This window comes from Streptomyces sp. NPDC043738 (assembly GCF_056436545.1).
The window spans coordinates 15,812-38,955 of record NZ_JBWKCJ010000016.1 but is presented as its reverse complement, the minus strand read 5'-3'; the positions used below and the strand labels follow the sequence as shown (position 1 = coordinate 38,955).

20 protein-coding genes and 2 pseudogenes are annotated in these 23,144 nt (G+C 71.7%); 14 read left to right on the top strand and 8 right to left on the bottom strand.

Annotation, left to right across the window (positions count from 1 at the left end; translation table 11 throughout):
* Positions 1-110: 110 nt before the first annotated feature.
* The 4 genes from AC0680_RS21365 to AC0680_RS21350 all read left to right on the top strand — a co-directional run bounded on the left by AC0680_RS21365 (position 111) and on the right by AC0680_RS21350 (position 5,496).
* Positions 111-1,598 (top strand): NCS2 family permease, encoded by a 1,488-nt coding sequence (locus AC0680_RS21365; RefSeq protein ID WP_478631008.1) that lies wholly within the window; start codon positions 111-113, stop codon positions 1,596-1,598.
* A 40-nt stretch (positions 1,599-1,638) separates the two neighbouring features.
* On the top strand, positions 1,639-2,832 hold the full coding sequence (locus AC0680_RS21360) for an XdhC family protein (protein ID WP_478631006.1): 1,194 nt from the start codon (positions 1,639-1,641) through the stop codon (positions 2,830-2,832).
* 195 nt (positions 2,833-3,027) lie between these two features.
* The gene (locus AC0680_RS21355; protein ID WP_478631003.1) at positions 3,028-4,224 is read left to right on the top strand and encodes a winged helix DNA-binding domain-containing protein; all 1,197 of its coding nucleotides are present in this window, start codon (positions 3,028-3,030) and stop codon (positions 4,222-4,224) included.
* A gap of 9 nt (positions 4,225-4,233) precedes the next feature.
* A complete protein-coding gene (locus AC0680_RS21350; protein ID WP_478631001.1) occupies positions 4,234-5,496 on the top strand; it encodes a GNAT family N-acetyltransferase in 1,263 nt (420 codons plus the stop codon).
* Positions 5,497-5,705: 209 nt separating this feature from the next.
* On the opposite strand, the gene AC0680_RS21345 is transcribed toward AC0680_RS21350, so the two are convergent.
* Positions 5,706-6,308 (bottom strand): GNAT family N-acetyltransferase, encoded by a 603-nt coding sequence (locus AC0680_RS21345; RefSeq protein ID WP_478630999.1) that lies wholly within the window; start codon positions 6,306-6,308, stop codon positions 5,706-5,708.
* 79 nt (positions 6,309-6,387) lie between these two features.
* On the opposite strand from AC0680_RS21345, the gene AC0680_RS21340 reads away from it, so the two are divergent.
* From AC0680_RS21340 to AC0680_RS21300, 9 genes and pseudogenes are all read left to right on the top strand, one after another.
* Complete coding sequence (locus tag AC0680_RS21340; RefSeq protein WP_478630997.1) at positions 6,388-7,311, top strand: LysR family transcriptional regulator; 924 nt, start codon at positions 6,388-6,390, stop codon at positions 7,309-7,311.
* A 190-nt stretch (positions 7,312-7,501) separates the two neighbouring features.
* A pseudogene (dmpI, locus tag AC0680_RS21335) lies at positions 7,502-7,702 on the top strand (4-oxalocrotonate tautomerase DmpI); the annotation flags it as partial.
* A 245-nt stretch (positions 7,703-7,947) separates the two neighbouring features.
* Positions 7,948-9,489 carry an AMP-binding protein gene (locus tag AC0680_RS21330; protein ID WP_478630994.1) on the top strand — a complete coding sequence of 514 codons (1,542 nt, stop codon included), beginning with the start codon at positions 7,948-7,950 and terminating at the stop codon, positions 9,487-9,489.
* A 149-nt stretch (positions 9,490-9,638) separates the two neighbouring features.
* Entirely contained in the window at positions 9,639-10,478 is an 840-nt protein-coding gene (locus AC0680_RS21325) for a hypothetical protein (RefSeq protein WP_478630991.1), read from the top strand.
* A gap of 68 nt (positions 10,479-10,546) precedes the next feature.
* Complete coding sequence (locus AC0680_RS21320; RefSeq protein ID WP_478630988.1) at positions 10,547-10,960, top strand: hypothetical protein; 414 nt, start codon at positions 10,547-10,549, stop codon at positions 10,958-10,960.
* Between the two features lie 164 nt (positions 10,961-11,124).
* Positions 11,125-12,390 carry an ATP-binding protein gene (locus AC0680_RS21315; RefSeq protein WP_478630985.1) on the top strand — a complete coding sequence of 422 codons (1,266 nt, stop codon included), beginning with the start codon at positions 11,125-11,127 and terminating at the stop codon, positions 12,388-12,390.
* On the top strand, positions 12,387-13,514 hold the full coding sequence (locus AC0680_RS21310; protein ID WP_478630982.1) for a tetratricopeptide repeat protein: 1,128 nt from the start codon (positions 12,387-12,389) through the stop codon (positions 13,512-13,514). The genes AC0680_RS21315 and AC0680_RS21310 overlap by 4 nt, the downstream gene beginning before the upstream one ends.
* A 308-nt stretch (positions 13,515-13,822) precedes the next feature.
* A complete protein-coding gene (locus AC0680_RS21305) occupies positions 13,823-14,137 on the top strand; it encodes a hypothetical protein (protein ID WP_478631295.1) in 315 nt (104 codons plus the stop codon).
* On the top strand, positions 14,134-15,774 hold the full coding sequence (locus AC0680_RS21300) for an AMP-binding protein (protein WP_478630980.1): 1,641 nt from the start codon (positions 14,134-14,136) through the stop codon (positions 15,772-15,774). Before AC0680_RS21305 ends, AC0680_RS21300 begins: the two co-directional genes overlap by 4 nt.
* Before the next feature lie 25 nt (positions 15,775-15,799).
* On the opposite strand, the pseudogene AC0680_RS21295 reads toward AC0680_RS21300, so the two are convergent.
* Positions 15,800-16,337 (bottom strand): annotated as a pseudogene (locus tag AC0680_RS21295) (NUDIX hydrolase); the annotation flags it as partial.
* A gap of 147 nt (positions 16,338-16,484) precedes the next feature.
* On the opposite strand from AC0680_RS21295, the gene AC0680_RS21290 reads away from it, so the two are divergent.
* Positions 16,485-17,525, top strand: coding sequence for a hypothetical protein (locus AC0680_RS21290; RefSeq protein WP_478630977.1), 1,041 nt, complete (start codon positions 16,485-16,487; stop codon positions 17,523-17,525).
* Between the two features lie 125 nt (positions 17,526-17,650).
* On the opposite strand, the gene AC0680_RS21285 is transcribed toward AC0680_RS21290, so the two are convergent.
* From AC0680_RS21285 to AC0680_RS21260, 6 genes are all read right to left on the bottom strand, one after another.
* Positions 17,651-18,031 carry an MmcQ/YjbR family DNA-binding protein gene (locus tag AC0680_RS21285; protein ID WP_478630974.1) on the bottom strand — a complete coding sequence of 127 codons (381 nt, stop codon included), beginning with the start codon at positions 18,029-18,031 and terminating at the stop codon, positions 17,651-17,653.
* 103 nt (positions 18,032-18,134) lie between these two features.
* Positions 18,135-18,650, bottom strand: a complete 516-nt coding sequence (locus AC0680_RS21280) for a GNAT family N-acetyltransferase (RefSeq protein WP_478630972.1) — start codon at positions 18,648-18,650, stop codon at positions 18,135-18,137.
* 117 nt (positions 18,651-18,767) lie between these two features.
* Positions 18,768-19,517 carry a hypothetical protein gene (locus AC0680_RS21275; RefSeq protein ID WP_478630969.1) on the bottom strand — a complete coding sequence of 250 codons (750 nt, stop codon included), beginning with the start codon at positions 19,515-19,517 and terminating at the stop codon, positions 18,768-18,770.
* A gap of 572 nt (positions 19,518-20,089) precedes the next feature.
* Entirely contained in the window at positions 20,090-21,556 is a 1,467-nt protein-coding gene (locus AC0680_RS21270; RefSeq protein ID WP_478630966.1) for a catalase, read from the bottom strand.
* Positions 21,557-21,749: 193 nt separating this feature from the next.
* Positions 21,750-22,847: a thiamine pyrophosphate-binding protein gene (locus AC0680_RS21265; protein ID WP_478630964.1), complete on the bottom strand. Its 1,098-nt coding sequence runs from the start codon at positions 22,845-22,847 to the stop codon at positions 21,750-21,752.
* Between the two features lie 4 nt (positions 22,848-22,851).
* Positions 22,852-23,144 (bottom strand): NAD-binding protein (locus tag AC0680_RS21260; protein WP_478630961.1); only part of this gene is annotated, 293 nt, incomplete at its 5' end.

Below are 23,144 nucleotides of genomic sequence, written 5' to 3'. Positions count from 1 at the left end.
CCAGCACCCCGTTCGTCTCGGGCCGTCCCCCGGGTCGTGCAGCCGAAGATCCATCCCAAATCTCGCATCCCCCTCGCGAGTGCCCCTGTGAACCTTGGGAGTTAGGCACCATGACCCAGCAGTCCACTGAGCCGAGGACCACGGCGGAAGACGCGGGCGACGGCTCGCGTCAGCCCGCCGGCCGGTCCTGGCTCGACCGGTACTTCCACATCTCCGACAGAGGATCCACCGTCGGCCGCGAGGTGCGTGGCGGCGTCACCACCTTCATGGCGATGGCGTACATCATCCTCCTGAACCCGGTCATCCTGACCACGACCAAGGACATCACCGGCGCCACGCTCAGCGCCGCCCAGGTGACCACGGCGACCGCCCTCGCCGCCGCCGTCACCACGATCGTCATGGGCTTCCTGGGCAATGTGCCCCTGGCGCTGGCCGCCGGCCTGAGCGTCTCCGCCGTGATGTCCTTCCAGGTCGCCCCGCAGATGACCTGGGACAACGCCTGGGCGATGTGCATCATCTACGGCGGCGTGATCGTACTGCTGGTCGTCACCGGCCTGCGTGAACTGATCATGAACGCCATCCCGTTGCCGCTCAAGCACGCGATCACCATGGGCATCGGCCTGTTCGTCTGCCTGATCGGCCTGGTCCAGGCGGGCTTCGTCACCTCCATGCCCGGCCCGGGCGGCCTCGCCGGTGCCAAGCCGATCCAGCTCGGCACCGCCGACATGCTCACCGGCTGGCCCGTGCTGTGCTTCGCCTTCACCGTGCTGCTGATCTTCCTGCTGCAGGTCCGCAAGGTCCCCGGCGCGATCCTCATAGGCATCGTCGGCGGTACGGTCTTCGCCGCGCTCGTCCACCAGTTCGCCGGGCTGAGCGTCAACGACTGGGGCGGCCGCAACGCCCCGGTGATCTCCGGTTCCATCGTCTCCACCCCCGACTTCGGACTGCTGGGCCATGTCTCCTTCAGCGGGCTGGGCGACGTCGGCGGGATCACCATCGGCGTCATCGTCTTCACCCTCGTCCTGGCAGGCTTCTTCGACGCCATGGGCACGATCATCGGCATCGGCCAGCAGGCCAACCTCGCCGACAAGGACGGCAAGATGCCGGGGCTGAACAAGGCCCTGGCCATCGACGGCGCCGGCGGCATGGTCGGCGGTCTGACCGGTGCCTCGGGCCAGACCGTGTTCGTCGAGTCCACCGCGGGCGTCGGCGACGGCGCACGCACCGGCTTCGCCAGCGTCATCACCGGTCTGGGCTTCGCGCTGTGCCTGTTCTTCACCCCATTGGCGCAGGTCATCCCCACCCAGGTGGCGGCCGCCGCGCTGGTGGTGATCGGCTCGATGATGCTGACCAACGCCAAGCACATCAACTGGGACGACCCGGCGACCTCCATCCCGGTGTTCCTGACGACGGTCCTGATGCCGTTCACGTACTCCATCACCGCGGGCATCGCGGCCGGCGTCATCGCGCACGTCGCGATCAAGGCCGTACAGGGCAAGTGGCGCGAGCCCGGCTGGCTGATGTGGGTGCTCTCCCTGGTGTTCCTGGCCTACTTCTCGCTCCATCCGATCGAGAGCTGGCTGGGCGTGCACCACTGACCCGCCCCTCCACTCATCCGCAATCCGTAAGGAGACCGACATGCTGGACATCGCCGAAGAGCTGCACCGGTGGGTCGAGCAGGGCCGCGAGTTCGCGGTGGCCACCGTGGTGGCCACCAACGGCAGCGCACCCCGCCAGCCCGGAGCCGCCCTCGCCGTCGACGCCGACGGTACGGCGATCGGGTCGGTCTCCGGAGGATGCGTGGAGGGCGCGGTCTACGAACTGTGCCAGGAGGCGCTGCGCACCGGTGAGCCGGTCGTGGAGCGCTTCGGGTACAGCGACGAGGACGCCTTCGCCGTCGGCCTGACCTGCGGCGGCATCATCGACATCCTCGTCCAGCCGGTACGGACGAGCGTCCCGCGCCCCGCCGGCGACAGCGGCGGCGCGGGGAAGTCGGCGGAGCACACCGCCGACACGCTCGCCGCCGCGCTGACCGCTGCCGCATCGGGCGGGGCCTCGGCCCTCGCCCGGGTCGTCCAGGGCCCCGCCGAGCTCCTCGGCAAGGCCCTGCTCGTCCGCCCCGACGGCGGCCACACCGGCACCCTCGGCGGCCACCCGGGGCTCGACCACACCGTGGTCGAGGAGGCCCGCGCCCTGCTCGACGCCGGGCGCACCACCACCCTGGAGATCGGCGCGGAGGGCTCGCGGTGCGGCAGCCCCGTCGTCCTCCTCGTCGAATCCTCCGTGCCCGCGCCCCGCATGATCGTCTTCGGCGCCATCGACTTCGCCTCCGCGCTGGTCAAGGTCGGCAAGTTCCTCAACTACCACGTCACGGTCTGCGACGCCCGGCCCGTCTTCGCCACCCGGACCCGCTTCCCCGACGCCGACGAGATCGTCGTCGACTGGCCGCACCGCTATCTGGACTCGCAGGAACTCGACTCGCGCACGGTGCTGTGCGTGCTCACCCACGACGCCAAGTTCGACGTCCCGCTGCTGGAGCGCGCCCTCAGACTCCCGGTCGCCTACGTCGGCGCCATGGGCTCGCGCCGCACCCACCTGGACCGTCAGCAGCGGCTGCGCGACGTCGGCCTGACCGAGCTGGAGGTCAACCGCCTGCGCTCGCCCATCGGCCTCGACCTCGGCGCGCGCACCCCCGAGGAGACCGCCCTGTCCATCGCCGCCGAGATCGTCGCCAACCGCCGCGGCGGCACCGGTGCTCCGCTGACCGGTGCCCACACGCCCATCCACCACGACACGGCCCGGCCGGTGGGGCGGATCGGGTCGGTGGCCTGAGGGCCGTACCGGGGATCTCCACCGCCCCGGACCATCGGAGGGCGTCGCCGCGGCGGCGCCCTCCGTCGTTCTCCGACGGGACCGCCGTCCGCGGCGGTCCCGGGCCACCCTTCCGATGGCGGTGCGGACGGTGCTGATCAAGAGACGGTCCCTTGCGGACCGAAGTCGTCCGCAAGGGCCGCTACCGTCGTCGCCATGACGCAGCGCCGCACCTCCCCCCTGCTCACCGCCCGCGCCCTCGGCCGGGCCACCCTGGACCGCCAACTCCTGCTCCGCCGCGGCGAGATGGGGGTACTCGACGCCGTCGAGCGGCTGCTCGGACTCCAGGCCCAGGCACCGCGCCCGCCGTACCACGCGCTCGCCGCCCGGCTGGCCGGCTTCCGGCCGCAACAGCTGTCCGACCTCCTGGAGAGCCGGCAGGCCGTCCGCATCTCCGCGATGCGCTCCACCATCCACCTCGTCAGCGCCCGCGACGCCCGGCTGCTGCGCCCGCTGCTCCAGCCGGTGCACGACCGCGTCCTGCGCGGCAACTTCGCCCGGCGGCTGGCCGGCGTCGACCTGGACCGGCTGGCCGACCTCGCCCGCACGCTCGTCGACCGGCAGCCGCTGACGTTCCAGGAGCTGGGGGAGCGGCTCCAGGAGGAGTGGCCGCGGCACGAGGGCCGGTCGCTGGCCCTCGCCGCCCGCCAGCTGCTCCCCCTGGTCCAGGTCACCCCGCGCGGCCTGTGGGGGCGTGCCGGCCGGGCGGCGCACACCACCCTCGACCACTGGCTGGCCACCGCGCCGGAACGGGCCCGGCGGCCGGCTCCCGCCGACCCCGATCCGCAACGGGACCTGCCCGCCGTCCTCCTGCGCTACCTCGCCGCATTCGGACCGGCGTCCGTCAAGGACATCCAGACCTGGTGCGGGCTGACCCGGCTCCGCGAGGTGGTCGAGCCGCTGCGGCCGCGGCTGCGCACCTTCCGCGACGAGCACGGCGTCGAGCTCTTCGACCTGCCCGACGCGCCGCTGCCGGACCCGGACACCGAGGCGCCGGTCCGCTTCCTCCCGGAGTTCGACAACGTCGCGCTCTCGCACGCCGACCGCACCCGCATCCTCGCGCCTGAGTACCAGGGCCGCACCTGGGACCGCAATGTGGCCTACCGCGTCTTCCTCGTCGACGGAACCATCCGCGGGCTGTGGCGGACCGACACGGCGGGCGGCGCCGCGTGGCTGACCATCGAGCCCTTCGACACGCTGACCCGCCCCGAGCGGGCCGCGGTTCAGGACGAGGCGGCCGGCGTACTGCGGATGACGTCCCCGGACGCCACCCACGACATCCGCTACGGCCGGGTCGCCCGGAGCGGGGCGGCGCGTCAAAATACGGATGAACCTCCCGGCGCGGCGGGTTAGCGTCCCTGGGTGACCTGCGACGACCACCCCCACGCCACCACGGACATCCGTGACCTCCCCGAGTCCGACCTCGGCCAGGCCCTGGACCTGGCCTACCTCGCCTTCCACCTGAAGCCGGCCGACAAGACCCGTCAGCACCACCACGACCTGCTGCGGGCCTGCGCCCGGGTCGGGGCGTACGACGGCGGGCGGCTGGCCGGCCTGGTCGGTGCGCACCGCCTCACCCTCTCCGTCCCCGGCGGTCGACTCCCTTGCGCCGCAGTGGACTTCGTCTGCGTGGCGCCCACGCACCGCCGTCGCGGAGTGCTCACCTCGATGCTGGACGGGCTCTGGCGCCGCTGCGCCGACGAGGACCGGCCGATCGCCTGCCTCTGGGCGTCCGAGAGCGCCATCTACGGCCGCTTCGGGTTCGGCGCCGCCACCGAGGCGTACCGCGTCGAGATCGACTCCTCCCGCCCGCTGGCACTGCGCCTGGCCCCCGACGCCCGACCGCTGCGGCTGATCGCCCCGGCCGAGGCGGCCGCGGTGCTCGCGCCGCGCTACGACGCGAGCCTGGCCCACCGCGCGGGCCGGTTCACCCGCGACGAGGCGTGGTGGCGCAACGAGGTGCTGGACCTCGACGGCGCCCGCAGCACCGAGGACCTGGACGGCTTCGGCGCCCTGCGGGTGGTGGTGCTGGGCGCGCCCGGCGAGGTGCCCGGTGGCTACGCGGTCTACCGCACCCGCGGGCCGGGAGACGGCCGCCCCGGCGCGGTCCGTGTCGACGAGCTGGAAGCGGAGAGCGCACCGGCCGCCGCGGCCCTGTGGTCCTACCTCTGCTCCATCGACCTCACCACGAAGGTCCAGATCGACGCCCGCCCCGCCGACGACCCGCTGCTGTACCTCGTCGCCGACCGCGACCAGGTACGCGTCACCGGCCAGGAACCGTCCCTGTGGGTCCGGTTGGTGGACGTCCGCGCCGCCCTGACCGCCCGCTCCTGGGCGTCCCCCGTCGACCTCGTCATCGACCTCGGCGACGCCGCCCTGCCCGCCAACGCCGGCCGCTTCCGGCTGACCGCGGGGCCCGGCCGGCCCACGACCTGGACCACCGCCACCGACGCCCCCGATCTCACCCTGGACGTACGGGAGTTGGCCGCCTGCTACCTGGGCGGCAGCCCGCTGCGGCGGTTCGTGCACACCGGTCTGGCCACCGAGCACACCCCGGGCGCGGTCCGCCGGCTGGATGCCGCGCTGGAGACCGAGTGGCTGCCGTTCACGGGGGAGAACTCCTGATCCGTCGACGCGGCGCGCCGTACGAGGAGCGCGCCGCGGGAGGACCAGGGCCTGTCCGCCGGGCCGCGGCCGCGAAACCGGTTGCCCGGCGAGCGGCCGCACGATGAGGATCGGCGGAGCACCCAGGCCTTCGCGCTGGGGTTCGCGTTCTTCCTGATGGCGCAGCAGCTCACCGACCGGCTCAAGGACGACAGGCAGCACACCCCGGCCTACTGGCGGTCCAAGGCGGGCCTGCCGGCGCCGCGCCCGCTCCCGCCATCGGCCTGAGGCCGCGGCGCCAGTGCCGCCATCACCAGCACGTCGTGCCACTCGCCGTCCCAGTGGAGCGCCTCCCGCATCCGGCCCTCCACCTCGAAGCCGCACTTCTCGTACGCCCGCCGGGCCCGCCCGTTGAAGGCGAAGACCTCCAGCTGGACGCGGTGCAGGCCGACGCGCTCGAAGGCGTAGTCCAGGAGCAGGCGGGTCGCCTCGCTGCCGAGACCGCGGCCGGTGGCCTCCGCGGCGAGGGCGATGCGGAAGCTGCCGCACGCGTTGTCCCGGTCGATCTGGCTCAGCGCGAGGTCCCCCAGGAACGCACCGGTCTCGCGGTCCTCGACGGCCAGGTCGAGGCGTTCCGCGCGCTCCGCGGCCCCCTCGCACCAGGCCTGGAGCTCGGCCAGCGTCCAGTCGTGGTGCGTACCGGTCAGCCGGCGGGTCTCTTCGTCCAGGAAGGTGGCGTGGAAGGCGACCGCATGCCGAGGAGCGAGCGGTGTGAGCCGGATCCGGTCACCTATGAGGACCGGCTTCTCGGAGAGTGCGCTGGCATCGATCATGGGGGGATGATGGCGAGGCCGCGGGGCGTGCGGCAAGCGAATTGACCAGCTGGGAAGAGCCGGCCGGGAAGGGGAGGGCGTGGAGCTGCGGCAGGTGCGGTACTTCGTCACGGTCGCGCAGGAGCTGCACTTCGGCCGGGCGGCGGAGCGGCTGCACATCGTGCAGTCGGCGGTGAGCCAGCAGATCCGCCGGCTGGAGCGCGAGTTGCAGACCGAGCTGTTCGACCGGTCGTCGCGCCAGGTGCGGCTGACGCCCGTCGGCGAACGGTTCCTGCCCGAGGCGCGGGCGCTGCTGGCTGCCGAGGAGCGGGCCCGTGCCGTCGTCACGGAACTGACCGCCGGCCGCGCCCGCACCCTGCGCCTGGGGACGAGCACGGGCCTGGGCGCTCATCTGGACCGGGTGCTCGACACACTGGCCGGTCTCGCCCCGGAGGTCGGGGTGGAGCTGGTGTCCGCACGGGCCCAGCAGCGGCTCGACCAGGTGGCCGGCCGTGAGTTGGACGCGGCGTTCCTGCGCGGCGACCCGGACGGCGCCGGACGCGACGGCCTGAGCTTCGTCCCGCTGTGGCAGGACCCGCTGGTCGCGGTCGTCCCGGCCCGGCACCCGCTCGCCGCCCGGCCCGGCACCATCGCGCTCACCGACCTGGCGGCCGTCCCGCTGGTGCTGACCGAGCGGCGCAACAACCGCGCGCTGGTCGACCTGGTCGTCAACGCCTGCCACGAGGCCGGCTTCGCCCCCGTGCCGGGCCCCCGGTACGGCTCCCTGGACGACACCCTCACCGCGATCGGCGCGCCCGGCGGCCCGGAGCACGGCCTGTGGACCGTCGTCTACGCCTCGCACGCCGCCCGGCTGAGCATCCCCAGGGTCGCCTTCCTCCCGTTCCGCAACCCGGGCATGGAGCTCACGACCTACCTCGCGGTACGCCGCAGCGATCCGCCCGCCGGGCTCGACCTGCTGCTGCGGGCCTGCGCGGCCACGGGCCACGACCAGAGCGCCCGCTGAAGGCCGGTCGGCCGGGACCGGTGGTCGCGGGGTACGCCCTGAACCGCTCAGGTCCGCTGGCCCCCCGACCGCCCGATCTCGACCGCCCGATCTCGATCGGTGATCGCTGTGTGCGCGATCCGCTTCTTGGTCGCGCGCCCCGTTCACGATGGACTGAGGACATGCCGGTCAAGCACCGGACGGCCTTACTCGAAAAGGGAGTTCAGCCATGCCGATCGTCACCGTCCAGCAGGGTCCGCGCAGCGTCGAGCTGAAGCGGGAGCTGGTCAAGCAGATCACCGACGCGTTCGTGGACGCGTACAAGATTCCCGCCGAGACCGTTCAGGTCTGGATCCAGGAGGTGCCCACCGACAGCTGGGGCGCGGCGGGCACGCTGACCGCCGACAAGTAGGACGACGCGGCGGGGCCGGCCCGGAGGAGGGCCGCCCCACCGCACGCGGGGCGGTGCACGCGGGGCGGTGCCCGGACACCCGGCGCCCGCAATGTCCGGGTCAGGGGCCATTTCCTGCCCCATGCGGCTGACCTCCCGACCTCCGACCGCCGCCGACGCGGAAGCTGCCGAATTCGCTGCTGGTGGATGCGTCAAGTGGCAGACTCCCCCTTCCAGACGTGGTGGTTCCGGGTACAGGAGAGAGCATGCGGACACCGATGACGATCGCGGATTTCCTCGACAGGGCCGAACTGGGCTTCCGCGACGGCCCGGGGGTGGTCGACGAGCCGGACCAGCCCGCGCAGCCGGTCCCCCTGTCGACGTATGGGCGGTTCGGTGAACGAGTCCGTGCGTGGCAGGCCGGTCTGGATGCGCTCGGGATCGCTGAGGGCGAGCGAGTGGCGGTGGTCAGCCACAACTCCGCGCGCCTGCTGGAGCTGCTGTTCGCGGTACCCATGAGCGGCCGCGTCTGCGTGCCGGTGAACTTCCGCCTCAAGCCCGACGAAGTCGAGTACGTGGTGCGGCAGAGCGGCTCCTCGGTCCTCCTCGTCGACCCGGAACTGGACGACGCCCTCTCCGGCGTCAAGGCGCGCCATCGCTTCGTGCTCGGTGAGCAGACCGACACCGAGCTCATGCGGTTCGGCGTCGAGCCGCGTCCCTGGTCCCACCCGGACGAGGACGCCACAGCGACCATCAACTACACCTCGGGCACGACCGCCCGGCCCAAGGGCGTGCAGCTGACCCACCGCAACATCTGGGTCAACGGCCTGACCTTCGGCCTGCACACGCGGGCATGGGAGCGCGATGTGTACCTGCACACGCTGCCGATGTTCCACTGCAACGGCTGGGGCATGCCGTACGTCATGGCGGGCCTGGGCGCCAAGCAGGTCGTGCTGCGCAAGGTGGACGGTACGGAGATCCTGCGGCGGGTCGAGGAGCACGGCGTCACGCTCATGTGCGGCGCGCCGGCCGTGTGGAACATGGTGCTCGACGCGGCGGCGACGTGGGCGGGCGAGATCCCGGGCCGCGACCGTGTGCGGATCGTCTGCGCGGGCGCTCCGCCACCGACCAGGACGATCCAGCGTGTGCAGGAGGAACTGGGCTGGGAGTTCACACAGCTCTACGGCCTCACCGAGACCTCCCCCTTCCTCACCTTCAACCGCACCCGGCCGGCCGACGTGGACCTCCCCGCCGAGGAACGGGCGCGCAAGCTGGCGCGAGCGGGACTGCCCGGGCTCGGGGTGAAGCTGAAGGTCTCCGAGTCCGGTGAGGTCCTGGCCCGCTCGAACACGGTGCTCGACGGGTACTGGGAAAAGCCGGAGGAGACCGAGGACGCCCTTGAGGACGGCTGGTTCCACACCGGCGACGGCGGCATCCTCGACGAGACCGACGGCCACCTCACGATCTCGGACCGCAAGAAGGACGTGATCATCACCGGTGGTGAGAACGTGTCGTCCATCGAGGTGGAAGACGTGATCTTCAGCCACCCGGCGGTCGCCGAGGTCGCCGTCATCGGCGTGCCGCACGAGAAATGGGGCGAGACCATCAAGGCGCTCGTGGTCCTCGCCGAGGGCGCGACGGCCGGGGAGTCCGACATCATCGCCCACTGCAAGCAGCACATGGCCGGCTACAAGGCCCCCACGTCGGTCGAGTTCCGCGACACGATCCCACGCACCGCCACCGGCAAGATCCAGAAGTTCAAACTCCGCCAGCCGTATTGGGCCGACCTCGACCGGGGAGTCAACTGACGGGCCTGCGCCTTGCGCCAAGCCTCCCTTGCCTCCCTTGTGTGCCCGGGCCCCGCATCACTGCCGGGCCCGGGCGCGGGGCCCCCTCTGGCCGGACGGTGGTTCAGGCGAACTGCCGCATGGTCTTCCAGGAGCTGCCGCCGTAGGGGATGGTGGTCGCGGTGTCGACGCGGCCCCTTCCGTCGCCCTCGGATGCGAACGCGGACGCGGCCGAGCAGTCGGCGAAGGGCGCACAGGCCTCGGCCGGCAAGGCCAAGCAGGCGGCCGCCAACGCTCGCTCGGCCGGACGCTCGGTCAATCACTCCGCCAACCGCGCTGTGGACGCCGCCCGTCGCGCGGTGGCTTCGGCCAACTCGGCCCAGTCCTCGGCCGCTTCCGCCCGGGATTCCGCCCTCCAGGCCGGCAGGGACGCCAAGACGGCGGCGGCCGCCGCGACCAAGGCGCACCAGATCGCCATGGCCAAGCGAAAGGCTGAAATCGAGGCGGCCGCCAAGAAAGCAGCTCAGGAATCCCACGAGGCCAAGAAGGCCGGAAAGAACCCTGCCGACACCCCGGAGAACGACGAGACCAAGAAACTTCCCTGGTGGCAGCAGACGGCTCGGGACCTGGCAGACGTCACCAATCAGATCAGCATCATCACCGGATTCGTCGCTGCTGGTTCCGGCCTCGTCGCCGGAACGCTCGGCGTGTTCGGTGCCGAGCTCCCCGCAGCGGTCTTCGCGGGCATCGCCAAGTACTCGGGATACGCCTCCCTCGCCGCCGGCGGACTCAACGTCCTGTTCACCGGATTTGGCTACGGAGTGCACAGTCATGAATTCAGGCAATCCGTCGGAAGCGCCGCTCTGGGCCTGATCACCTTCGGTCAGTCCAAGTGGATCGGAGCGTTGGCCGACTTCAAGGAAGCCGGACGGCTCACGCAGATCGGCGCAAAAATCACGGAGTTCGGACACGACCTCATATCGCCGATCACCGGCTGGCTGGGATCCTAATCCGCCCGGATCGGACGGGTATGCTGTAAAAAATGCTCAAGGGTTGGCGGGGTGTTCGCCGCCAACCCTTGAGCGCGATCGAAAGGCCCGGCGTGCTGGCTCGCCTCCCCCTTGCTTACCTGCTGCTCATGGCAGCTTTCGCCACTTTCATCTTCTGCTTCGTCGTAGCCAGGTACGTAAAGATGCGCAAGGCGACAGTGCTGTGCTGCGTGGTTTCCGTCGGGTGCTGCATCGGCATGATCGCGGTAGGGGGCCTCCAGGCCCAGCACTGGAGCGCTGAGCAGATGCTGGTCCTGTACTCGTTCGCGTGGACGGGGTTCACGATCGGTCTTCTTCCCTATAGAAAGCCCTATCTCCAATACCGTGACGAACAGCGCAGAGGAGTAAAGCGGGAGGGATATGAGTTCCCCAAGTGGTGCCCGATGGCAACGGTTTCGTCGGTCATCGCCGCAGGACTCTTGGGCGCCGTTCTTGTGAGGTGATCGAGCGTCACGCGCCCGGCGGAAGTGTGGCGTTCTCTCTGTGAGGTCAGATGCAGTCTGTCCTCGCCGTGGGCGGGGCATGCGACTACCTCTCAGCAGGTCGTGCGCAGAGCACATCGAGGGCACCCGAAAGTCACTCGCCTCGGTTCCGTAAAGTGTGGGTCATGTCGGCGGAATCCCCCCTTATACAGAGCATGCGTACGGCCGTCGCGGCGGCGCCCGAGGACGTGCCCCTGCGGCTGCACCTCGCCGAGTTGCTGCTGAGCGCGGGGCACGGTGACGCCGCCGTGGGGGAGATTTCCGTGGCGTTGCAGCACGCGCCCGGTGATGTCCAGGCACGCGAGCTGATGGTCCGGGCCCTGACAGGTGCTTCGGCAACCACGCCCGGCGAAGCCGCGCCTTCCGCGCCATCACAGGTCCCGGCCCCGGGCCCGGGCTTCGACTGGGTCGCCGCCGAGGATCAGGTCGGCGATGTGGTGCCGCCCCGGTTCGTGGAGGCGCCGCTCACCGTTGACGGGTGCGGCGATGATCCTGGGACTGCCGCCGCCTGGGATGTGGAGCGGCCCGGGGCCGTCCGCCTTGCCGATGTGGGCGGCATGCAGGAGGTCAAGGAGCGGCTGGAGGCGGCTTTCCTGGCGCCGTTGCGCAATCCGGAGCTGCGTCGCCTGTACGGCAAGAGTCTGCGCGGGGGCCTGTTGCTGTACGGGCCGCCCGGCTGCGGCAAGACCTTCATCGCGCGGGCCGTCGCCGGTGAGCTGGGGGCGAACTTCCTGTCCGTGTCGGTCAACGATGTGCTCGACATGTGGATCGGCAACTCCGAACGGAACATGCACGAGCTCTTCCAGACGGCCCGCCGCCAGGCACCGTGCGTGGTCTTCCTGGACGAGCTGGACGCACTCGGCGGGAAACGCAGCCGTACCCAGAGCAGCGGCATGCGCAACACCGTCAACCAGTTGCTGACCGAACTGGACGGCGTCGAGGCGGAGGCGAACGAGGGCGTGTTCGTGCTCGCCGCCACCAATGTGCCCTGGGACGTGGACATCGCCCTGCGCCGCCCCGGCCGGCTGGACCGGACCTTGCTGGTGCTGCCGCCCGACGGACCGGCCCGGGAGGCGATTCTCCGTTATCACCTCCGTGAGCGGCCCATCGAGAACGTCGACCTCGGCAAGCTCGTCAAGGCCACCGAGGGCCTGTCCGGTGCCGATCTGGCCCATGTCTGCGAGGCGGCGGCTGAACAGGCGCTGCTGGACTCGGCCCGTACCGGGACCGTACGCCTGATCGGGATGAAGGACCTGCTGGCCGCGGCAGGGCGGATCGCGCCCTCGACGGAGCCGTGGTTCGCGGCCGCCCGCAACGTGGCGATGTACGCGAACGACGGCGGGATGTACGACGACCTGGTGGCCTACCTGAAGAAGAAGCGGAAGCTGTGACCGAACCGAACTCGGCCGTCGAACAGGCCCAGGCCCTCATCGATTTCAAGCGCTACGACCAGGCCCGGGCCCTGCTGTCGCAGCACCTCGCCGAGGACCCCGGCGACCTGCGCGCCTGGATCAAGATCGGCTACTGCCATCTGTACACGGAGCAGCCGGAACAAGCCCTCCGGGCGGCCGACGAGGCGCTTAAGCTGGCTCCCGAGGACTTCTTCGCACTCATCCTGCGTGCCAAGGCACTGACCCGCATACCCCACAGGGCGTGGCGCGAGGCCGAGCCCGTACTGCGTGAAGCGGTCCGGGCCGACCCGCACCACTGGTACGGCCATGCGATGCTCGCGGACGCCGTGTGCCGCATGTCGCTGGTCCGTTACGGCCAGGCCAACGGCTCCCAGTTCCCCCCGGACCACGAGCGCGACCACGTCCTGCGCGAGGCGGCCGACCTGGCCGCGGAGGCGCTGCGGCTGGGCCCCGAGGAGGTCTACGCCCACGAGATCGCCCACCAGATCGCCACCTTCTCGCTCAACACCGTCCTTGCCGACCAGCTCGAACGCGCCATCCTCCGGCTCGACCCCACCCACGAGGAGGCACTGGCCGCGCAGACCCGGAAGGCTGCCCAGGCCCCGGGCGTCAAGGCCACCCGGGCCGCCGACCTCTACGCCACCGGACTCGCCGCCGTACCGGACTCCGCCGAGCTGCGGCGCGGCCTCGACCAGGCCACGTACCGCATGCTGCGCGGGGTGCGGTGGCTCGCCCTGCTCTGCGTCGCCTTCGCCGGGACGGGGATGGACCTGTTCGCCGTCGAGGGCGAGGTGCAGAGGGAGCTGCCGGTGCCACTCGGCCAGCGCCTGTGGTTCCTCGTGGTGGCGACCGCCATCTGGCTCGTCGGCGCCCTGCTGCGCTACCGGCGACGGCGTGCCGGCGTCCAGCTCAACGTGCGGTCACTGATACGCCGCCGCCGGTGGCCCCGCGTAGTGCTGGCCCAGGCGGCCTGGGCCATGCTGTGCGCCCTGCTGATCGCCGAAGTTCCCTGGACGGACCGCCTGGTGCCGCAGGTGCTGTTCTGGGCAGGGCTCGCGCCGACGTTGGGCACTATGTGGTTCGACCGGAAGAAGACCCGGTGAAGTGCGGCCCGAGCCGCGACCGGGTCTGCCGGTCACTCGGCGCCGGCGCGACGACGGTGCGGGCGCGTGGTTCCGCGGGCGGACGCGCCACGTTCCCCTGATGACGGACGACGGATGACGCCTGGGCGGTCGGTCGAGGCGGTCTTCGCAGGCGAAAGGGTAGGCGCGCCAGGGATCCTCCGGGCACGCTGGATGCCATGCTGCACAAGGCGCGTACCGGTTGTCCCTGGAGTGACCTCTCTTCTCCACCGGGCAACCCAGCCGGCGTGTGGTAGCGATGGCTGAAGGCGGGCTTCTGGGAGGAGCTCATGGACACACTGACTGATATGCCGGGGGAGTCGCTCCCGGGCGGCGGGGTGGCGCTTTTGCCCCCTGAGGTTCGCGGGCGGGTCGGCCGCCGGCTCATGCCGGGCCGGGACATGTCCCGCGGAAACGGCGATCCGTTCACGGCGTCCGACCACAAGCTCCCCCGAGAAGTCCTGGCCCCCTACCAGGGCATCCGGCGGCTGGAGTTCGCCGAGCCACCGAAGACCGTCTCCGGCAGGATCCGCCGTGTCGCACCGCGCGAGTGCACCGCGCCGGGCGGCGGCGGTGCCGAGTACTTGGAGGAGAACCACCGATGAGCCCGTCGCACCAGGAGCTGTCGTACGCCAGCGGGGCCGCCGAGCGGCCGCTGCTGGGGCACACCATCGGCGCCGACCTGGCCCGCACCATCGCCCGGTACGGCGACCGCAAGGCGCTGGTGGAGGTGGCGAGCGGCCGCCGCTGGACCTACACCGAACTGGGCCGGGCCGTCGACGAGGTGGCCCTCGGCCTGCTCGCCAAGGGGGTCGGCAAGGGCGACCGGGTCGGCATCTGGGCGCCCAACTGCGCCGAATGGGTCCTCGTCCAGTACGCCACCGCCAAGATCGGCGCGATCCTCGTCAACGTCAACCCGGCTTACCGGGTGCACGAGTTGGCGTATGTCCTCCAACAGGCCGGCATCACCGTCCTGGTCTCCGCGATCCACCACAAGACCAGCGACTACCGCCGGATGATCGAGCAGGTGCGCGCCGAGAGCCCGGCGCTGCGCGATGTGGTCTACATCGGCGACCCGACCTGGGGCGGACTGCTGGCCGCCGGCGCGGCCGTCCCGCACACCCGGCTCGCCGAGTGCGAGCGGGCCCTGACCGCCGACGACCCGGTCAACATCCAGTACACCTCGGGCACCACCGGCTTCCCCAAGGGCGCCACCCTCTCGCACCACAACATCCTCAACAACGGCTACTGGGTCGCCGAGACCATCGCCTACACCGAGCACGACCGGGTGTGCCTGCCGGTGCCCTTCTACCACTGCTTCGGCATGGTGATGGGCAACCTCGGCATCACCTCGCACGGCGCCTGCATCGTCATCCCGGCCCCGGGCTTCGACGCCGCCACCACCCTGCAGACCGTCCAGGACGAGCGCTGCACCTCCCTCTACGGCGTCCCCACGATGTTCATCGCCGAGCTCAACCACCCCGACTTCGGCTCGTACGACCTCTCCTCGCTCCGCACGGGCATCATGGCGGGCTCGCCGTGCCCGGAGGAGGTGATGAAGCGGGTGGTCGCCGAGATGCACATGGCCGAGGTGTCCATCTGCTACGGCATGACCGAGACCTCACCGGTGTCCACCCAGACCCGCCGCGACGACGACCTGGAGCACCGCACCGCCACGGTCGGACGGGTGCTGCCGCACATCGAGGTCAAGGTCGTCGACCCGGCGAGCGGGGTGACCGTGCCCCGTGGCACGCCGGGCGAACTGTGCACCCGCGGCTACAGCGTGATGCTCGGCTACTGGGAGGACGCCGAGCGCACCGCCGAGGTCATCGACGCCGCGCGCTGGATGCACACCGGCGACCTCGCGGTGATGAACGACGACGGCTACGTCCGGATCGTCGGCCGCATCAAGGACATGATCATCAGGGGCGGCGAGAACGTCTACCCGCGCGAGATCGAGGAGTTCCTCTACTCCCACCCCAAGATCGCCGACGTCCAGGTGGTCGGCGTCCCCGACGGCAAATACGGCGAGGAGATCGCCGCCTGCGTGATCCTGCGCGACCCCGAAGACCCCCTCACCCGCGACGAGTTGGCCCGCTACTGCCGCTCCCGGCTCGCCCACTACAAGGTGCCGCGGTACCTGGAGATCGTCGACGCGTTCCCGATGACCGTCAGCGGCAAGGTGCGCAAGGTCGAGCTGCGCGAGCGGCTGGCCCAGGAGCTGGGGCCGGTACCGCGATGAGGGGCGGGCGGTGCGGTGGGCGGGCTCACCGCACCGCCGTGTTCGGGACATAGCCCAGATCGACCGGTTCAGGTACCGCGGCCCCGCCGGCCGTGCCGCGCCACGGGGCCAGCAGGCCGGGCAGCCGCGGAGGCCAGAGGGCGTCCGCGGTCCCGGCCAGCTCGGCCGGACTCCACCACCGCCACTCCAGGATCCGGTCGTCCGCATGCGCCGCCGCCACCCCCTCGGCCGGTTCCCTGCGCGGACCGTGGGCGAGGTAGATGTGCTCGTGCTGGCGGACGGGGACGCCGGCCGGGATTTCCCCTGCGGGAGCGGAGCCGGCAGCCGAGTGCAGGGTGAAGTCGTGCTCCCAGGTGCACAGCAGCGGGCCCGGTTCGAGATCGTGCCAGCCGGTCTCCTCGCGCAGTTCGCGCAGGGCCCCCGCGCGGGGCGTCTCCCCGGGGTCCAGCCCGCCACCGGGCATCGCCCAGTGGACACCGACCTTCTTCGTTGTCGTATCGGAAGAGGAAGAGCGCGCCGTCGGGGTCGAGGACGGCGACTCGCGCCGCCTGCCGGGGAGTTCGCATCGCAGCAGGGTACGTCGCGCCCATGGACGGCCAAACGGCAGGCCGCCTCGGTCGATTGTCAGACCCACCCGGCAAGATGAAGGGGTGAACGAACAGCGGGGAAGCGCCGCTGGGCACGTACCACGGGGAAGCGGGGACGGGACGATGACCGAGAGTGTGGTGGAGCTGGCGCGGCGGCTCAGGGGCGCGGACGCCGGCGGCTGGACGCCGGAGGGGGCACGGGCGCTGGTCGCCGGGCTCGGCTGGACCTGGCAGGACTCCGGCGCGGGGCCCGTCATCGGCACGGGGCGTGCCGAGGGCGACGCCCGGCTGCGCCCGGTCGGCTCGATCGAGGAGCGCTACGCCGGCGGGGAGACCTATCTCGAACTCGCCGTGCCGGTGCGGCTCGCAGCGCCGGACGCGGCCAGTCAGGCCGCCGCCTTCCGCGCGGTGCGCGAGGAGCTGACCGCGGCGCTCGGCGAGCCGTCGATCACGGGCGTGCACGGCGACCTGGGTCCGTTCTACGACTCCGGGCCGCTGTGGGGCACCCCGTTCGTGCGCTGGCGCGACCGGCCCGACACCCTCGAACTCCGCGCCGCGAGGACCGGCCCCGAGCTGGTCCTCCAGCCCACCGATCCGGTGGAGAACTGGTTCTGGCGCCAGGGCGTCGGCGAGGAGCACTCCATCACCGGCTTCTTCGGCAGCCGCAACGACGCGTCGAACGCGGGCCTGGGCTTCCCCGGTGGCTGGTATGCCCGGAGCTGGGAGACGGTGACCAGGGCGCTCGGCGACTTCCTGGACACCCTGCCGGCCGAGACGACCGCGCTCGGCACGTCCCTGGCCATGCCGTTCTACGGGCGGCTGGCCGAGGGCGGCGCCCCGATCCTCTTCGACCTCACCTGCCAGGACCGGCTCTCGCTGGGCTGCTTCGCACCGGACGCCGCGGACCCGGCGGCCCTGGGGTGGGGCACCGTCACCGAGTACCCCGGAACGGGGGAGTTGTGGCCCGACGACGATGACCCGCGTTGGCGTATCGACGCCGGCGGCCCCGGTGAGCCCAAGGGCCGGGCGCTGGCCGAGACGCTGGTGGCCACCGCACGGGCCGCGGGGGTGGCGACGCCCGCCGACCTGATAGTCGGCGGAGAGGCCACGTACATGGGCGGATACCACGTCACGTTCTACGGCCTGGGGCTGAAGACCGGATAGCACCGGCTGGAGCCCGCCCGCCGCTCGGCCGCCCCGGTCCGTCCGCCGGCTTGGCCGCCCCGGCCGTCCGCCCGCGGGCTCCGATGCCCCGGCCCGCCCGCGGGATCGGGGCCCCAGCCCGTCGCTCAGTGCTGCCGTTCCCCAGGCCAGTCGAGCAGCAGCCGCTGAGCGCGGGGGAGCGAGGCCACCACGAGGTCGTAGGAGTCCTCGATCATGTCGAGGATCAACCGGTCGGGAAGGGAGCCCTCCAGGGACACCGTGTTCCAGTGCCGCTTGTTGAGGTGATAGCCCGGCACCACCTCCGGGTGCGCCGCGCGCAGCCGTTCGGCCAGCTCGGGCTCGCACTTGAGGCTGACGGTCAGCGGCAGATCCGTCAGCGTGGACAGCGCGAAGATCTTGCCGCCGACCTTGAAGGTCGACACGTCCGGGTGCCGTGGGAAGGGGAACTCCTCGATCGCGCCGTTGAAGTCCAGACAGGCGGAGCGCAGCGCACGGGCGTTGATCATCCCGCCAATATAGGCGGCGCACCCGGTGCCCTGACCGGCCGTCACAGCGGTGCCTGCTGTCGCAGGCCTCGACCGGCCGCACCGGCCGCGACCCGCAGGCCGGTCAGGTCCCGGAGCCCGGCCGGCCGGGCGCGCGCCGCATGCACACCCGCGGCCAGCGATCCAGGCCGAGTGCCGCCTCCTGAGCGCGGATCGCCCGCAGGCCGGGCGTGAGGTCGGCCTCGGCCATCGTGCGGAAGCCGATGCGCTCGTAGTACGGCGCGTTCCACGGCACCTCGGTGAACGTGGTCAGTGTCAGCGCGAACGGTCCCCCGGCCCGCTCCGCCCGGTCGATGAGCCCGCGGCCGATGCCGCGGCGGGCGTGGTCCGGATGCACCGACACCTGCTCGATATGGGTGGAGCCGTCGACCGGCTCCCACAGCAGATAGCCCACGGGCAGACCGCCCTCGTAGGCGGCCAGCACCCGCCCGGCGCGCCGATACTCCGCCAACAGGGCCAACGAAGGCGGCTCGTCGTCCGCGACCGGGGCCATGCCCAGCGCCCGGAACGCCGCCCCGGCGGCGCGTTCGACGGCCCGCAGCACGGGCAGTTCGGCGGGGGCCGGTTCGTCGATGATCACCGGGTCAGTGTCGCCGGTCCCGCCCGGCGCGGCGACCGGATTTCCCGGCCCCGTCCGGCGGCGGTGCGACGCGCTCCGCGGACCGGCGGCGGTGCGGCGCGGGGCCGCTGGCGGCCCTCACCGGCCTGCCGCACCGTACTTGATCAGTTCGTCGGCCGGGTCGTTGACCGGCTGCGGGGTGCCGGTGAGGTCCATGACGAACAGCGGGATGTGCAGATCGTCGGCGCGGGCCCGGGCATCGCGGGCGTAGCCGGCGAGGGAGAAGAACACCGCGATGGCCGAGTCGTTGAGGCCGTTGAGCCAGACGCATTCGATCTCGCGGAGTCTGGTGGAGCGGGTCGAGGGGTCGACCTGGGCGACGACGCCGGTGCCGCGCAGGTCAACGCCGGAGGCGGTGCGCTCCTGGGTACGGGCGACATCGGCGTAGCCCAGCCACTTCAGATACTGCTCGGCGGCGGTGACGCAGTCGCGGGCCGTCCGGATCGTGACCGGGCGGAAGGCGGGCCGCAGGACGGCGTGCGGGGTGTCGGTGCCGGTGGCCGAGGCCGGTGGGGACGTGGGCGCGGGCCTTCCGGGCGAGGGGAAGTTCGGCGGGGGCGGGATGGGTGCCGGGACCACCGGGACCCGGACGACCGTGCCGCAGGCGCAGCCGGACTCCGGCGCCGGCCACTCGTCCTGCCGGCCGCAGACCTCGCAGCGCACCTCGACCCAGGAGGACTGCCAGGTGCGATGGAGTATCTCGACGGGCACGCCGCCGCGCAGTACGGGCATGGTCAGCGGGGCACCGCAGGCACACGGGAAGGTGGGCGGGGTGAAGGCGTTCTCGCGGCGGCACGTGGGGCACCGCACCGGCACGCTGTCGGCCATGGTCGGCTCCTGGCGGGTTGGGACGGCAGACAGGTCGATTCTGCTGCGGACCCCATCGTCCCTCCAAAGCCGGCCGTCGGGGGACGATTTCCTCCGACGGCGCCAGGTCGCAGAGGGAACGCAGAGGGGAGCCAGGGCGCACGCGGGGCGCACGACGGGCGCACATCGCCCGCATCCGGTGCCCCGGGCACGCCGGGGGCCGTGCCGCGTCCCGCCGTGTCCCCGACGGCGCACCGGCTCAACGACGCACAGGGCCCGGAATCCGTGACCGTATACGGATGCCAGGCCCTGTGCAGTGGTTCCCGTCCGACAGCGCGAGGGTTGGGCGCGACAGGACATCGCACCGCCGGACGGAGTCTTGTGGGGGTGGGGGAGCAGGCGGGCTCCGCGGTGGGGAAGGTGGCTCGTCCTCCCTATTGGACGAGCACGGCCACCGCACTGGGACCTCCCCGCATACCGCGGAGCTCGCGCTGCCTCTCCGTGCCGGCCGACCACCCCTCAACGGGCCGGCCGGCACGGATGCGCAAGGGAACTGACCTCCCGTCAGCCCTGGCGCAGCTCGTTGCGCTCGGTCAGTCCTCGCGCAGCTCGCGGACCTTGGCCTCGACGCGCTTGCCGTAGTCCGGGTCGGCGGCGTGGAAGTGCGCGAGGTTCTTCTCGATCACGTCGTCCCGGCTGACCTGGGAGAGACCGCCGGCGATGTTGTCCACCAGCCGGTTCTTCTCCTCCTGCGACATCAGGCGGTAGAGCTCACCGGCCTGGAAGAAGTCGTCGTCCTTGGTGTGCGCCGGGGCCTCGTGGGTGCCGGTGTAGCCGGAGACGGCGAGCGGGGCGGAGAGCGCCTCGTTCGTCTGGACCGGGCCGCCGTAGGAGTTCGGCTCGTAGTTCTTGGCGTGCCGGTCGTAGCCGTTGGCCGCCATGAGGCCGTCCCGGCCGTAGTTGTTGGCTTGGCCGCCAGAGACAGCCTTGGGGGCGTTCACCGGCAGCTGGGTGTGGTTGACGCCCAGGCGGTAGCGGTGCGCGTCGGCGTAGGCGAACAGCCGGCCCTGGAGCATCTTGTCCGGGGACGGGCCGATGCCGGGCACGAAGTTGTTCGGGGAGAACGCCGACTGCTCCACCTCGGCGAAGACGTTGTCGGGGTTGCGGTCCAGGACCAGGCGGCCGACCCGCTGCAGCGGGTAGTCGGCGTGCGGCCACACCTTCGTCAGGTCGAACGGGTTGAAGCGGTAGTTCGCCGCCTCGGCCGCCGGCATGATCTGCACGTACAGGGTCCAGGAGGGGTACACGCCCCGCTCGATGGACTGCAGCAGGTCGGTCTGGTGGCTGTTGGGGTCCTTGCCCGCCAGCTCGGCGCCCTGCTCGCTGCTCAGGCTGCGGATGCCCTGGTTCGTCTTGAAGTGGTACTTGACGAAGAAGGCCTCGCCCTTGGCGTTCGTCCACTGGTAGGTGTGCGAGCCGTAGCCGTTCATGTGGCGGTAGGACGCCGGGATGCCGCGGTCGCCCATGAGCCAGGTGATCTGGTGGGTGGCCTCGGGGGCGTGGGCCCAGAAGTCCCAGACGTTGTCCGCCTCCTGCTTGCCCGTGAAGGGGTCGCGCTTCTGCGAGTGGATGAAGTCGGGGAACTTGATCGGGTCCTTGATGAAGAACACCGGGGTGTTGTTGCCGACGAGGTCGTAGTTGCCCTCTTCGGTGTAGAACTTCAGGGCGAAGCCGCGCGGGTCGCGGGCCGCGTCCGGGCCGCCGAGGTTGTCGGCGACGGTCGAGAAGCGGATGAACGTCTCGGTCCGCTTGCCGACGGTGTTCAGGAAGTCGGCCCGGGTGAAGCCGGTGACGTCGTCGGTCACCTCGAAGTAGCCGTACGCGCCGGAGCCACGGGCGTGCACGACACGCTCCGGGATGCGCTCGCGGTTGAAGCGCGCGAGCTTCTCCAGCAGGTGCTGGTCCTGGAGGATGATCGGGCCGCCGACGCCGGCGGTGGAGGAGTTCTGGTTGTCGGCGACCGGGGCGCCGGACTCGGTCGTCAGCGTGGGCTTCGACATGGTGACCTTCCGTACGAGAGCGCGGAAGTTGGCTTCCGCATGTCGGAGCGTAAGAACAGCTCCGACCAAACGTCAACAGTTTGTTGAAACAAACCTGGGTGGGTGTGCGGGTGGGTATTCCGGGCGGCGGCCGCGCCTGGGCGCGACAGGACAGGTGTCGGCGCGGCCACCGCCCGGAAGCGGGTGGGAAGCCCTACGCGGCCCGGACCTCGATGAGGACCGGCCGCCGCGTGGAGACGGCTTCCTTGCGGGCCCACTCGGCCGCCGAGCGGAGCTCCGCCGGATCGAGGACGTCACGGCCCGCACAGCCGTACGCCTCGGCGAGCTTCACGTGGTCGGTGAAGTCCGCCTCGTGGTCGAGTGGGGTGAGCATGATCAGTACGAACGGCACCTCGTGCCGCACCGCGGCCGCCAGCTCCTCGGCCATGTGCGGCAGCCCCTGGCCGTCGACGACCGCCACGACCTCGGCATCCGGCTCGCCCCGGGAGTCCAGCGCCTTGCGGACGCCGATCGCGGCGGGCACCTCCCAGCCGGGAGGGCCGCTGCGGGCGTAACCGCCCGTCGCACCGCTGACGACGTACGGGTTCGGTCCGAAGAGTCCGGCGATCTCCGCCAGAGCCCCGGACGCCAGGGCCCCGGACGCCAGGGCCCCGGCTCCCGGGACGCGGAGGCCGCCGAGGTCGACCGATGCCGGCGGTCGCGACGCCGCTGCGCGTACGGATCCGGCCCCCGAAGGCCGCGGGCCGGTCCCCGCGCCGCGCTCGGCGTCGTACGCGATCTCCGCCGCGGCCAGATCGGCCGGAACATCGATCAGGACCGGTCCGGGGCGGCCCTCCCGCGCGATGCGGAAGGCCTCGCGAAAGGCCCCCGGAATCCGCTCGGGATCCTCGATCCGCTCGGCGCGCTTGGTGACCGGACCGGCCAGCCGGACCAGGTCCGGCGGCCGGAAGGCCGTGTGGCGCAGCGGGCCGGTCCCCGTCCGGCCGGTGATGCAGACCAGGGGGACGGCGTCCTGCTGTGCCGCGTACAGGCCGGTGACCAGCCGCGATGCCCCCGGGCCCGCGGGTACCGCGGCGACGCCGGCCCGCTGGCTGGTACGGGTCCAGCCGTACGCCATGTGTGCGGCCGCCTCTTCGCGGCGCACCGGCAGATGCCCGATGCCGCCGACCTCCTCCATCGCCGTGTACAGCGGGAGGAGGGCGGCGCCGGGGCAGCCGAAGGCGATGTCGACGCCCTCGTCCTTCATGATCTGGACGGCCGCCCGAATGGCGGGCATCCGCTGCGCCGCCATGGACTCAGCTTTCGGTGGTGTGTCCGGAGAGGCGTTCGACGCCGCGCAGGAGGGCGGAGTGGTCCAGGCCGCCGTCACCTTGGGCGCGCAGGGAGGCGACGAGGGAGGCGACGACGGTGCCGACGGGCAGGGCGGCGCCGACGGTGCGGGCGGCGTCGGTGACGATGCCCATGTCCTTGTGGTGCAGGTCGATGCGGAAGCCGGGCTTGAAGTCGCGGTTTTTGAAGTTGTCCTTCTTGCGGGCGAGGACGGTGGAGCCGGCCAGGCCGCCGCCCAGGACGTCGAGGGCGGCGGCGA

Excerpts from the sequence above, each read along its gene's own strand:
- AC0680_RS21270 (WP_478630966.1), bottom strand. The coding sequence starts at position 21,556 with ATGTCGAAGCCCACGCTGACGACCGAGTCCGGCGCCCCGGTCGCCGAC.
- AC0680_RS21275 (WP_478630969.1), bottom strand. The coding sequence starts at position 19,517 with ATGGCCGACAGCGTGCCGGTGCGGTGCCCCACGTGCCGCCGCGAGAAC.
- AC0680_RS21285 (WP_478630974.1), bottom strand. The coding sequence starts at position 18,031 with ATGATCAACGCCCGTGCGCTGCGCTCCGCCTGTCTGGACTTCAACGGC.
- AC0680_RS21265 (WP_478630964.1), bottom strand. The coding sequence starts at position 22,847 with ATGGCGGCGCAGCGGATGCCCGCCATTCGGGCGGCCGTCCAGATCATG.
- AC0680_RS21305 (WP_478631295.1), top strand. The coding sequence starts at position 13,823 with ATGGACACACTGACTGATATGCCGGGGGAGTCGCTCCCGGGCGGCGGG.
- AC0680_RS21315 (WP_478630985.1), top strand. The coding sequence starts at position 11,125 with ATGTCGGCGGAATCCCCCCTTATACAGAGCATGCGTACGGCCGTCGCG.
- AC0680_RS21325 (WP_478630991.1), top strand. The coding sequence starts at position 9,639 with ATGGTGGTCGCGGTGTCGACGCGGCCCCTTCCGTCGCCCTCGGATGCG.
- AC0680_RS21290 (WP_478630977.1), top strand. The coding sequence starts at position 16,485 with ATGACCGAGAGTGTGGTGGAGCTGGCGCGGCGGCTCAGGGGCGCGGAC.
- AC0680_RS21355 (WP_478631003.1), top strand. The coding sequence starts at position 3,028 with ATGACGCAGCGCCGCACCTCCCCCCTGCTCACCGCCCGCGCCCTCGGC.
- AC0680_RS21330 (WP_478630994.1), top strand. The coding sequence starts at position 7,948 with ATGCGGACACCGATGACGATCGCGGATTTCCTCGACAGGGCCGAACTG.
- AC0680_RS21360 (WP_478631006.1), top strand. The coding sequence starts at position 1,639 with ATGCTGGACATCGCCGAAGAGCTGCACCGGTGGGTCGAGCAGGGCCGC.
- AC0680_RS21365 (WP_478631008.1), top strand. The coding sequence starts at position 111 with ATGACCCAGCAGTCCACTGAGCCGAGGACCACGGCGGAAGACGCGGGC.
- AC0680_RS21300 (WP_478630980.1), top strand. The coding sequence starts at position 14,134 with ATGAGCCCGTCGCACCAGGAGCTGTCGTACGCCAGCGGGGCCGCCGAG.
- AC0680_RS21345 (WP_478630999.1), bottom strand. The coding sequence starts at position 6,308 with ATGATCGATGCCAGCGCACTCTCCGAGAAGCCGGTCCTCATAGGTGAC.